Annotated in this window: 9 protein-coding genes, 1 tRNA gene and 1 pseudogene; 4 read left to right on the top strand and 7 right to left on the bottom strand. The window is 36.0% G+C overall.

What is annotated here, in order from left to right; genetic code table 11:
* Position 1 precedes the first annotated feature (1 nt).
* Complete coding sequence (locus DR017_RS12600) at positions 2 to 544, top strand: RNA methyltransferase (RefSeq protein WP_002678141.1); 543 nt, start codon at positions 2 to 4, stop codon at positions 542 to 544.
* 63 nt (positions 545 to 607) lie between these two features.
* Here DR017_RS12600 and DR017_RS12595 read toward each other — a convergent pair.
* The 7 genes from DR017_RS12595 to DR017_RS12565 all read right to left on the bottom strand — a co-directional run bounded on the left by DR017_RS12595 (position 608) and on the right by DR017_RS12565 (position 6,055).
* A tRNA-Gly gene (locus DR017_RS12595) sits at positions 608 to 680 on the bottom strand.
* 113 nt (positions 681 to 793) lie between these two features.
* Positions 794 to 1,207, bottom strand: a complete 414-nt coding sequence (locus DR017_RS12590; protein ID WP_002678108.1) for a hypothetical protein — start codon at positions 1,205 to 1,207, stop codon at positions 794 to 796.
* 7 nt (positions 1,208 to 1,214) lie between these two features.
* Positions 1,215 to 1,745: an STM3941 family protein gene (locus DR017_RS12585; protein WP_002678198.1), complete on the bottom strand. Its 531-nt coding sequence runs from the start codon at positions 1,743 to 1,745 to the stop codon at positions 1,215 to 1,217.
* A gap of 4 nt (positions 1,746 to 1,749) precedes the next feature.
* A complete protein-coding gene (locus DR017_RS12580; RefSeq protein ID WP_002678039.1) occupies positions 1,750 to 2,697 on the bottom strand; it encodes an NAD(P)H-dependent flavin oxidoreductase in 948 nt (315 codons plus the stop codon).
* A gap of 91 nt (positions 2,698 to 2,788) precedes the next feature.
* On the bottom strand, positions 2,789 to 3,322 hold the full coding sequence (locus DR017_RS12575) for a hypothetical protein (protein ID WP_002678170.1): 534 nt from the start codon (positions 3,320 to 3,322) through the stop codon (positions 2,789 to 2,791).
* A gap of 6 nt (positions 3,323 to 3,328) precedes the next feature.
* The gene (locus DR017_RS12570) at positions 3,329 to 4,498 is read right to left on the bottom strand and encodes a hypothetical protein (RefSeq protein ID WP_040360852.1); all 1,170 of its coding nucleotides are present in this window, start codon (positions 4,496 to 4,498) and stop codon (positions 3,329 to 3,331) included.
* Positions 4,499 to 4,570: 72 nt separating this feature from the next.
* Positions 4,571 to 6,055 carry a cellulose synthase family protein gene (locus DR017_RS12565; RefSeq protein ID WP_002678183.1) on the bottom strand — a complete coding sequence of 495 codons (1,485 nt, stop codon included), beginning with the start codon at positions 6,053 to 6,055 and terminating at the stop codon, positions 4,571 to 4,573.
* 395 nt (positions 6,056 to 6,450) lie between these two features.
* Here DR017_RS12565 and gyrA point away from each other — a divergent pair, with 395 nt between their 5' ends.
* The 3 genes and pseudogenes from gyrA (at position 6,451) to DR017_RS12550 (ending at position 12,646) form a co-directional block, all read left to right on the top strand.
* Positions 6,451 to 8,964, top strand: coding sequence for a DNA gyrase subunit A (gene gyrA, locus DR017_RS12560; RefSeq protein ID WP_002678087.1), 2,514 nt, complete (start codon positions 6,451 to 6,453; stop codon positions 8,962 to 8,964).
* Between the two features lie 106 nt (positions 8,965 to 9,070).
* A complete protein-coding gene (locus DR017_RS12555; protein WP_002678253.1) occupies positions 9,071 to 11,410 on the top strand; it encodes a hypothetical protein in 2,340 nt (779 codons plus the stop codon).
* Between the two features lie 15 nt (positions 11,411 to 11,425).
* A pseudogene (locus tag DR017_RS12550) lies at positions 11,426 to 12,646 on the top strand (alpha/beta hydrolase).
* Positions 12,647 to 12,736 lie beyond the last annotated feature (90 nt).

The following is a 12,736-nucleotide window of genomic DNA, read 5'->3' as shown; positions in this document are numbered from 1 at the left end:
TATGCGTAAATTAGCGAATAATGAACTCAATAGATTGGATATTGAGCAATTTAAGAAGGCAGAAAAGACACCTCTAATAGTAATTTTGGATAATGTGAGAAGTTTGAACAATATAGGTTCTGTTTTTCGCACTTGCGATGCTTTTTTAATTGAAAAGATATACCTCTGTGGGATTACCGCCACTCCTCCAAACAAAGAGATTCATAAAACAGCTTTGGGTGCGACTGATAGTGTGGCGTGGGAATATGTAGAAAACACACTTTCGGTAGTAGAAAAGCTAAAAGAGCAAGGGGTTTATATTATCAGTATTGAGCAAGCTGAAAATTCTACAATGCTGAATGATTTTCAATCTAACGGAAAGCAAAAATATGCTATTATCTTTGGCAACGAGGTAAAAGGAGTGGAACAAGAAGTAGTATCAGCTTCTGATGAGGTGATAGAAATCCCACAGTATGGCACTAAACATTCCCTGAATATTTCGGTGAGTGCAGGAATTGCTATTTGGGAGTTAGCAATGAAGCTCAGGAACTATACAATGTTATAAAAATAAAATTAGAAATGATAAACAAAAAGCCTGATAACATATTGTTATCAGGCTTTTTTATAGAGCGGGAGACGAGGTTCGAACTCGCGACATTCAGCTTGGAAGGCTGACGCTCTACCAACTGAGCTACTCCCGCAATTATAATGATATAGATAATTTTTCGAGTGCAAATATACGGGCATTTGCTATTATATTCCAAATTTTTTTAATACTTTTTTTGTTGAGTTTTCTGTAAATAAAAGTAAACACTTATAAATCAATGCTTTTTTTCTTATTATTTTTCTTTAGATAAAAGTAAAGACAAATGTATGAAGATAAATACCCAGCATTTATGGATAATAATAATAAAGTTCCACGTAAAGGGTGAGTCCAACTACCTATAAAACTTTCATCAATAGCATAAATCAACAATATAATATAAGGAATCCAAAATAAGATTGTTTTTTTTAAGAATAAAAAGCTACTGATAAGCAAACATAAAGGTAAGGCATAAAATAATATAAGTCCCACTGTAAAACCCCACCCCCAAGCTTTGTTTGTATCAGCTTTTAACCAATCGATATAAGCTTTTTCTCCAAGTATATAAACTAAGAATGCTATACAAGTTGCAAATATAACAAATGACAATAGTATAATTACTTTGCATAAAGTTTTAAAGTGCATATTCTTACTAATTTTTATCTTTATAAGTAGCAAAACTTACTAAAAGTAGCGAAAAAAGTTCTTTATGACTGATTTTCATTGTAGAACTTGCAATACTAATAGGAGATCCATAGATTTTCTGACTCCATTGCATCATCTTTTTTACAAAAAAGTTCTTTTCATTAGCAATAAGAGTTTCTGGATTTTTGACTTGTATCAAAATACTCTTATTCCCTTTGATCTCTAATTCTTGAAAGCCTATTATTTCTTGCCAAGGAATAAGATAATACTTTTGTATTCTTATATGTAGGGCTTTTTCATCTATAGCAAGTACCCATTGATTGTTTAGCAAGTTTTTTATAATAAAAAATAGAACTGTTAAAGCAAAAACCATAACGATAATACTTATAACTTCTATAAAAACAATGCTCCTTTTGCCATCATTAGATAATTCATTAGCATTTAGGAAACAAAATATCCCTACGGCTAAGAAAATAATGACTAAGAATAGTAAAAAGATGTTTTTCTTTTTACTAGTAAAGATTTCTATTCGCTCCATTGTTTTATTTTAAAGCTGTAAGTCTTTCTATACCTTTATGATACTCTGTTATAATCTCATTGATAACTTCTTGTACACTTTGTACTTTAGTGATAAGTGAAGCTACTTGCCCTATTTCCAATTCCCCTTGCTCCATATCTCCTTCAAACATTCCTTGTTTGGTACGACGACTACCTACTAAGGCTTTTAGGTTCTCAATAGTAGCTTTTTGGGTATTGTATAGCTCTTTCACTTGTTCATAAAAACCATTCTTTAGTAATCTCACAGGGGCTAATTCTTTTAGTGTAAGTTCTGTGTCTCCTTCACCAGCTGCTATAACCTTCTCTTTGAATGCGGGGTGTACAGACGCTTCAGTAGTAGCTACAAATCTACTACCTATTTGCACACCATCAGCTCCCAATGCTATTGCAGCTAACATACCACTACCTGTAGCGATTCCTCCCGCTGCAATAAGTGGAACTTCTAATACTCTACGCACCGCAGGAATGAGCACCATTGTGCTGGTTTCTTCACGTCCATTGTGGCCACCTGCTTCAAAACCTTCTGCTACTACCGCATCAACACCTGCTGCTTGTGCTTTGAGGGCAAACTTACTACTACTCACTACGTGAGCTACTTTTATACCTTCTTTTTGTAATAAAGAAGTATAAGTAGCTGGATTTCCTGCTGAAGTAAATACAATTTTTACTCCCTCGCGTAAAATCACTTCAATAGCCTTATCCATTTCGGGGTACATAATTGGTATATTTACTCCAAAAGGTTTATCAGTAGCCGCTTTGCACTTGCGTATGTGTTCTACAAGGGTTTCGGGATGCATAGAGCCTGCGCCCAATAGTCCCAAACCGCCTGCATTGCTCACTGCTGAGGCTAATCGCCACCCACTTGCCCATATCATTCCTCCCTGAATGATAGGATATTGAATATTAAAAAGTTCTGTAATACGTGTTTTCATTGTCTATAATTTAAAATTATTATTATCATCAAGTTCCTAAAAAGGATTATAACTAACTTCAAAATACTTTACTATTATACTCTTAACTTCCTTACTCTTTCCACTCGTATATAGGATATTTTGATTTCTTTATATCTATACTATCAATAAGCATATTATAAAGACTTTTATCATGTTGCAAATTCCAAATAAACCTCTTCTTTTTATCCTTTTCTATTATGGTATTTCTATACCATTCAAGAGTTAGTGTATTCCATTTAATAAGTTGATTTTCTTCAAAATCTACATAAGAGCTTTCTTTACTTGATGTAAAATATATCTTGGTATCTCCTTGTTCAATACTATCTATATTGATAAGATAGTAATCCATACTCAATTTATCTATTATATAGTCTTTGTAAATTGTTAAGGAAGATAGAGTATCTATTTCAATCCGTTGTTCATTAGAAACTAAGGCTCTATAAAAAACTTTTATTGGAATCTTTTTTAAAACACTATCATTATTTACTACTATTTCCTTAATACTATCCTGTTCGTGGTTTATTGTGTTATTCTGTACATTAGATGATTGTCCACAAGCGGTAAAAAGCAATAAAAATGATATATAAAAATATTTTGCGATCATTGTATTCTAACGTTTATTTAAATTTTCCTTATGCGGGTAATAACAATTACCAAACTTATCAAACACATTATCAACTTCCTCTGTAATATCCGATATTACATACCATTGTTCCCAAACATCACCCAAAAAATTATGTGCTCCCGTTATAATCCACGCTATCTCTCCTTCTACCCCAAATCGCGGACTGAGTTGTATATGGTTAAGCACTTCTTCACCTACTAATTTAGGAAAGTATTGCTCTTGATAAGCCTTTGCTATTTTTAGTGCTTTTCCTTTGCTTAGGTGTATCCTTCTGCCTTTAGAGAAAAGTTGTTTATCATACGAATCTTTTTTAAATCCTTGAGAAAAGTAAAGTATATAACGCAAACATTCCATCTCGTATTGCAGTTTCTCATCAGCGAATCCCTCTGAGGTATGTATATCCTTGCCATCCATCTGCATCTTTACATCTATCACATCAATCACTGGTTGCCAAATAGTGCTTTCAAAACCTCTTTCCTTTCTGATACAATATTGTAACAATACCTCTAAAGCCCTTAGCAATTCATAAATAGCTTTTTCCTCAAAATCTGTCTTATCTAGGATTTTCTTATCAATACCTTGTAGAACTTCATAATATTGTTGCATCTTTTCTTTGTTCCACAAACTATTCTCATCTATTACCTGCCATAAATAATCCAAAATATCCCTTAAGCACGCTACTTCTTCTGTATCAAAAAAGATAGTTAATACATCACTACACCTCTCCCATAGTCTTTCTACTATCCAGCACCCCCAAAAAAGCAGATTATATTCTGGAATACTTGCAGTCTCTCTTCTGATTAGTTTTGTATAACTGTCAAAATCCTTGATAGAAATCTCAACCTGCCATACTTCAGCACGTATATTCTCAACTACCATCCCTAAGAAATCTTTCTGCTCAGGGAAAAATACTCTTATCTTCATTAGATAGTAAGCAAAATTATAGTATACTTCCCTATAAAAAGGAGCTTCAAATACATTCTGCTGATGAGAAATATCAATCCTATCTACCATATCAAAAAATAAAGTAGGGTGCTCTTTGATTTCCTTTTCCCAAAAATTCATAAGGAACTTTATATAATGGCACTCTTTCTCTATATCCAAAAAAGTACCCTCCTTACTAAACGCTTCATATAATCCAACCAGTCCTTCCATAAAATTCTAAAAAAGGGTCGCCTTTTTTAATAGACAACCCTTTTTAATTTATATTCTAATTTACTAATCTAATCAGGCTTTTGAGGTAAGTGATTTGAAAAATACGAATCCAAAACCTAAAGTAAGCATACAGTGGAAAGGAAACATACCAAAGTCATTGAGACGAACAGCACTATATAATCCAAAAGCAAAGTACAACATTAACAAAAACTCTACTATCATATTAGGTGATAGTTTGGTGTTGATATATTTATTGTTTTTCCAGCTATCACTTAGCGAACTGATGTTGAACTTAGGGGTACGTACAAACTCGCTGCGTTTGCCACTATGTCCTTCAAGTACAGCAATAGTATTGTGGAAAGAAAATCCTAAAGCCACTGAGAAGAATGTAAAGAATAGCTTCACATAGTTCAAAAAGTCATCAAAAGTCTTCCCTTGCAAGTTCTTATAAGTAAACCAATAGCAGATAAACAAAATAATAGTACTTGTAATAAAGAAACTAGTGAAGTGGAATATCCATCCTAAATGACCATATTGATTTTTGAGGTATAACATTGGGATACTGAAAATAGCAGTGATAAACACCCATAAAAACATTGAACTATTCAAGAGGTGCATTACTCCGTGAAATTTAGTTTTCCATCCAATATTTTTAGCAGCAAGTAAACGACCTACACTTTTTCGGAAGTTTTCAGCTCCTCCTTTGTTCCAACGGAATTGTTGTGAGCGTGCTGCCGAGATAACTACAGGAAGTTCAGCAGGAGTTTCAACATCTTCCAAATATTTGAATTTCCAATTTTTCAATTGAGCGCGATAACTAAGGTCAAGGTCTTCGGTTAGAGTATCACCTTCCCAGTTACCTGCATCATATATACACGTTTTGCGCCAAATACCTGCAGTACCATTGAAATTGATAAAATAGCCTTTAGAGTTACGCCCTACTTGTTCAAGAGTGAAGTGAACATCAAGAGCTAGGGCTTGTATTTTAGTAAGGATAGAGTAATTACGATTGATGTGTCCCCAACGGGTTTGCACTACCCCTATTTCAGGATCTTTGAAGTAAATAACAGTACGTTTAAGCCAGTCAGGTTGTGGTAAAAAATCAGCATCGAAGATAGCTATAAAATCACCTTTAGCAATAGCTAAACCTTCTTTTAGAGCTCCAGCTTTGAAACCTTGACGATTTTCACGTCGTATATGCTGAATATCTAAGCCTGTAGCTTGCAAATTTTTGATAATTTCAGCTGTTTCAGCTACTGATTCGTCAGTAGAATCATCAAGTACTTGTATTTCAAGTTTAGTACGTGGATACTCTAGTTTTGCAATATTTTCAAGTAAACGAGGTACTACATACTTTTCATTATAAAGTGGTAGTTGGATGGTTACATAAGGTATCTCTTTAGGGTCAAGGAGGTTAAACTTAGGAGACTCATCATTTTGTTTGCGGTGTTTTAAATAGTTCAGTAGCAAACTAAGCATTGAAAGACTATATAAAAAAATGCCTATCAAAGCTGTACAATAGATAATAATAATTGTGTAATTAATAAATGTTGCCATAAATTATTGTTTTATGTTCTTTTATTTTGCAAAAGTACGTGTTTTTTTGAATACGCCAAGAAAAAAAAGAATTATTTTTTAGAAAACATTTTTAAATAACTGATTTTTAAAGTGTAAAAAATTAACTAATCTTGTAAATCAGGCTATTACCTATTTCAAAACAGAACCTCATTTTTCTTTGTATATTCCGCAGAAATAGCCATTTAACTTCCATCTAATTTGCTAAAATATTTTAGCTAATCGCTAATAGAAAATTATTAATTACATATTGAATATCAAAAACTTAAAAAAAAATCAAAAAAAAAACATCAACTTTTTTATTGCTATCTCAAAAAAACTTTGTATCTTAGCCCGCTAATTGTAATAAAAACCTTACTTTTATATAGTAAATAATTATGACAGAAGGAGAAAAATTGATTCCTGTTGATATCAGCGAAGAGATGAAATCCGCTTACATCGATTATTCGATGTCAGTAATCGTTTCGCGCGCACTACCCGATGTGCGTGATGGGTTGAAACCTGTTCACCGTCGCGTGCTCTATGGTATGTTCGATATGGGCGTACTCAGCAATCGTCCCTATAAAAAATCAGCTGCTATCGTAGGTGATGTGCTCGGTAAGTACCACCCACACGGCGATACGGCTGTCTATGACACTATGGTGCGTATGGCACAAGAATGGAGTCTACGCTATAGGCTCGTAGACGGACAAGGTAACTTCGGTTCTATGGGGGGCGACCCTCCCGCAGCTATGCGTTATACCGAAGCCCGTATGCGCAAACTCTCTGAAGATATGCTTATTGATATCGACAAAGAAACAGTCGATCACCAGCTTACTTACGATGACTCACGCGAAGAGCCTACCGTACTCCCTACTCGTATCCCTAACCTATTAGTAAATGGTTCTGCAGGTATCGCTGTGGGTATGGCTACCAATATGGCGCCTCATAACCTTTCTGAGGTAATCGATGGTACTATAGCTTATATTAATAATAACGATATAGAAATTGACGAACTTATCAAATATATCAAAGCTCCTGATTTCCCTACAGGTGGTATTATCTACGGCTACGAGGGCGTAAAAGAAGCCTTCAAAACCGGTCGCGGTCGTGTGATTGTTCGTGCTAAAGCTGAATTTCAAGAGGTAAGAGGCAAAGAATGTATAGTCGTTACCGAAGTACCTTATCAAGTAGATACATCTATCTTACTGAAAAAAACCTCCGATTTGGTAAAAGAAGGTAAGTTAGAGGGTATTACTGATGTACGCGATGAATCAGCTCGTGGTAAGATTCGTATTGTTTATATCCTAAAGCGCGATGCTGTACCTAATGTGGTGCTGAACAACCTTTTTAAACATACCGAACTACAAACTTCTTTCAGTATCAATAATATTGCTTTAGTAAAAGGTCGCCCAGAGCAGTTAAACCTCAAAGACCTTATTTATCACTTTGTAGAGCACCGTCACGAGGTAGTGTATCGTCGCACTGATTACGAGTTGCGTAAAGCTAAAGAACGTATCCATATCTTGGAAGGTTTTATGAAAGTGATGGCTACAGAAAATACAATGGGTAAAGCTATTGAAATCATCCGTTTTCACGATAAACCTAAAGAAGATTTGATAGCTGAATTTGATCTTACAGATATTCAAGCCGAAGCTATCTTAGCCTTAGCTCTACGCCGTATCAACAAAGCGTTAATCTTGCAAACTAAAGAAGAATACGAACAAAAGTTAGCAGAAATACGTGATTTAGAAGATATCTTAGCTCGTAAAGAACGTCGAACTGAAATTATCAAAGAAGAACTTCTTGAAATAAAAGAAAAATACGGCGATGCACGTCGCTCTACTATTGAGTATGCAGGAGGCGAGTTTAGTGTAGAAGATATGATCCCTGATGATAAAATGGTCATTACCATTTCTCATGCAGGTTATATCAAACGCACTTCCCTCAGTGAGTATAAAATACAAAGTAGGGGAGGGGTAGGTCAAAAAGCCTCTACCACTCGCGACCAAGATTTCTTAGAACACCTATTTGTAAGTTCTAATCACCAATATCTATTGTTCTTTACCCAGAAAGGTAAATGTTTTTGGATGCGTGTCTACGAAATCCCTGAAGGTAGCAAAACTGCCAAAGGTCGTGCTGTACAAAATCTTATCAATATAGAACAAGATGACAAAATTAAAGCCTTTGTGAGCGTTCAAAATCTCAAAGATGAAGAGTATATCAATAATAACTACCTCATTATGGCTACCAAACAAGGTACTGTAAAGAAAACCTTGCTCAAAGAATACTCCCGTCCACGTCAGAATGGTATCAATGCCATTACTATTAAAGAAGGCGATGAGCTTATCGAAGCTAAACTTACCTCAGGCAGTAGCCAGCTGATGTTAGCAGTGAAATCAGGTCGTGCAATACGTTTTGGAGAAGACAAAGTACGTGCTGTAGGGCGTAATTCTCAAGGAGTACGTGGTATCGACCTCGACACCGAAAACGATGAAGTAGTAGGTATGATAGCTATCGAAAACCCACGCGAAGAAACCGTATTAGTTGTCTCTGAAAACGGTTATGGAAAACGTTCATACATTGATGAACCCGAAACACACGAAGCGGTATATCGTATTACTAACCGTGGAGGTAAAGGGGTAAAAACTATTTCTATTACTGAGAAAACAGGTCAGTTAGTTGCTATCAAGAGTGTTTTGGAAGGCGAAGATTTAATGATTATCAACAAATCAGGTATTGCAATACGCCTCTCCATCGATACACTGCGCATCTCTGGACGTGCTACTCAAGGTGTAAAACTCATCAACATCAAAGGTAAAGACTCTATTGCTGCTGTTACCAAAGTAATGAAAGAAGACGATGATGAAACCGATGCTGCTGAGGAAGTAACACCTCCTACCGAAGAATAAAAATCTGTGTTCATAATTAATAAAGAAAGGTCAAACGGAAGTTACTTCATTTCTCTTTTGGTAAGAACTTACTTCCGTGATTACCTTTCTTTTTTTATTTTATACTATGGGAAAAACAATCAACATACAAAAAGTTGCCCTTAGGCAAAACGCCCTTTATATTCCTCATACTATGGTCTCACAAAGAGCCATACAGCCAGGTACCTTGGAACTAGTAGCTGCCCTACGACAACATGGCTTTGGGGTTACTGAAGACCTTTTGCATGCTATCAATGGTACTAATAGCGAGTTTCGTCAAGAGGTGATACGCATTATTAAAGAAGTACTCAATGTCAATCTCAATTGGACTCCTCTCATTAAGAATTGGGAAGTACCTACAGGCGAGAGTGCAATAGATCATATCATCACTGCTTTCTACAATCAGTATCCTGACCTAATAAAATATGATGATGAGTACTCTAGCTATTATTACGATTACTATCAAGACGAAGATGAAAGATATAACGATTCTTACATACCTAAACACGAGCGATTTTTAGCTTGTGGACACTATATTCCTTATGGTACTTTCCCTTTGTGGCGTTATAATGGCTGTCCTTTCTGTGGCACACCTTTTGAGTCAGGTAAGATAGAACATACCGAGCAAGGTAGCAAACTCAAAATTCTAGACCTTTGGAGAGAGGGAGAGGCTAATACATATTACCAAAATCTATTAGCTTCCAAAACTGCTTTAGATGCTACCCAATCCGATTCTCTTAAGCTCTTGTTGCCTTACTTCTCAGTAGCCAAAGAAACAACTATCCAGATGAAAGAAACACTCATCTTAGTAGTCGATAGTTACTTATCTGAAGGAAAAGAAACTGAAGCAGGCACTTGTTTTCGTACCCCTACCGATATTTTACGCTATTTGTGGTATAAAAAAACAGGCTTCTTACAGATAATCCCTCCTAAAACAATTGTTGCTAAAAATGCTAAAAACAACCAGCATATAATGCGTCAATTAGATAAGAGTGAGCAAGCTACAACTGAAGCAAAACAAGCTCTTAAACTCAAGTACTCTCGTGAGGAATGTACCCGAGTAGCACGCTGGCTAAATAATTTGTCTCTTTCAGCTGAGAAGGCTTGTGAATTAATGCACCCTAAGCGCGAAATGTGGGTGCGCTTTATTCGTGCCTTGCGTTTAGCCGAGTATAGCAAGAAAAAAGGCTTTGAAAAGCTTGCTACACTATTAGATATTTTCTATCATCAGAAATACGAAGTGTGGCAAGGCAAGGTTCAACAGGCTTACTTAAATGTAGATACTGATACTGTTTTAGAATATCTAAAAGAACGCCCTTCCGAGTTTGCACGTTCGCTATTCGCTACTATGTTATGGGTGGGTGCAGATGATACGATTATCGCCTTCAAAGAAGTAATAGACCAAGTACCTATGCGTTTGCTCTTTACCCTTAATAATTATGCCGACCTTTACTTTACATCACAGGGTACACGCCCTATAAAAATCATCACAGGTGATTATATAAATGCTCCTAAAAATCAATGGGTAAATTTAGGTTATAACGAAGAGCAATTAGCCCAGATGAAAACAGCTGTAGAAGACCTTTGTTTGTGGACAATACGCCGAAAGTTTGCTAAACAACCCAATCCTCATAAAACGATATTTATAGATGAACAGCTGTATCATATCCCTTTGCCTATAGGTGATAGAAGCAATAATATACACGACTTCAATGCAACCCTAATGGGTACGAAATTTCCTTTAGAAGGCAACGAGATACGCCTTTTTATGCAATGGGGTAAAGACCTCCCTGCCCAACATCTCGATATGGACTTGTCTTGCTATATTACCTTTGACGAAGAATGTAGAATGGAAAATGAGATCTGCTTTTTTGGTAGACTTACCGCTACGGGTTGCCAACACAGTGGTGATATTCGTAGTATTCCTAATAAAGTAGGTACCGCCGAGTATATCAATATCGATGTAAATATCTTGCGCCAAAAGAAAGCTAAGTACGTAACCTTTGTATGCAATGCTTATTCTAATGGAGCTCTATCACCTAATTTAGTAGTAGGTTGGATGGATAGTAAGCATAAAATGAAAGTATCTGAGCGTACAGGGGTAGCCTATGATCCTTCTACCGTGATTCATCAGGTGCGTATCGCTCAATCATTACAAAAAGGACTCATCTTTGGTATCTTAGAGGTAGAGGCTAAAGAGATTATTTGGATGGAACTCCCTTTCCAAGGACAGCTTGCTAATGATCTATCTCTCGATACTGTAAAAGCTCTACTCAATAAATTAAATGCTAAAACTACTATCGGCAACCTGCTAACCCTCAAAGCCGAAGCTCAAGGATTACAGGTAGTAAGCGATAAAGCTCTCGCCGATGAAGTGTATGATATGCAATGGGCAGAATATGGGAAAGTAAATGAATTGTTTTTATAGTTAAAATAAACAGATATGAAAAAATACATACTATTCAGTGCTATAACCTTATTTGTTATAGGGCTACAAGCACAAAACAAATTCAAAGTAACGCCTGATGAGGCACGTAATGGTTCGTATACTATTAGCCCTACTTTACCTAAGGACGGAATGGTAAAAGCAGGCACGGTTCTTACACTCAAAGCAACCCCTGCCACTGGCTATATTTTTGATAGTGGCTATTACTCCTTACCAGAATAGTGGGGGGCTATGTTTTATGAACAATCTACACCTGAGTTCAAAGTGAAAGTAGACAAAGATATGAATGTAGGAGCTTGTTTTGTACCTAAAAAAGCGGAAGCTAATCTGAAAGTAGTGCAAGATATTGTTTATGCTAAACCGGGAGTAAAACTGCTAAAATACGATGTATATAGTCCTAAAGGTAAGCAAAACCTACCTTGTGTTGTAATTATCCACGGAGGTGGATGGAGCTCCAATACTGAATCGGTGATGAGAGGTTTGGCACGCGAATTAGCAAACAGTGGCAGATATGTGGTTTTCAACATTGATTATCGCTGGATAGACAAACTAGACGGAGATAGTACTCCTACTCAATTGCACCAAATTATAGAAGATGTGTATGGAGCTTTGTTACACATTGCTGAAAACGCTGCTAAATATGGAGGCGATAGCAGTAAGTTATTCCTTACAGGTGATAGTGCGGGAGGACATCTATCTGCCTCAGCAGCTAACTTTGTAGAAAGTATAGGTGATAAAGGTTTTGGTAAAATACAAGGTGTGTATGAGTTTATGCCTACCTATATGCCTAAAGGAAAAACAGTAACTCAAGTGCGTGATGAGTTAACTAATGCTATCAAAGCTGCTGCCCCTAGTTATGGAGTTTTTCGTCCAGAAACTCTTGCTTTTATGTTTAAGAACTATCCTTTTTTGAACGAAATAGCTCCTATCAATAATATTCCCGAGGCTTCTAAAAGAGCTATACCCCAATTATTGTTTAGAGGTTCAGAAGATGGACTTATAAAAGATGAAGAGGTCAAAGCTTACGAACGCGCCCTTTCCAAATCCGGTCAGAGGGTGGAGTATATACAAGTAGGAGGTGCCAATCACGCTTTCTTCGATTGGAAACCTGATACTAAAACACAAGCAACTTTCAACAAATACGGCAAATACCACGCTCACGAAATGTTATTGTTCTTTGATTCAGTATTAGAAGATCTTAACAAAACTAACAACTAAAGAAACATCTTCAAATATAAATATCGGAGGAAGTATAATACTTTTCTCGGATATTTTTATATTAATTACTCATTCTTCATTGCTAATTAT

The sequence above is a fragment of the Capnocytophaga sputigena genome (assembly GCF_900446695.1).
GTDB lineage: Bacteria > Bacteroidota > Bacteroidia > Flavobacteriales > Flavobacteriaceae > Capnocytophaga > Capnocytophaga sputigena.
This window is presented reverse-complemented; position numbering and strand designations above follow the sequence as displayed.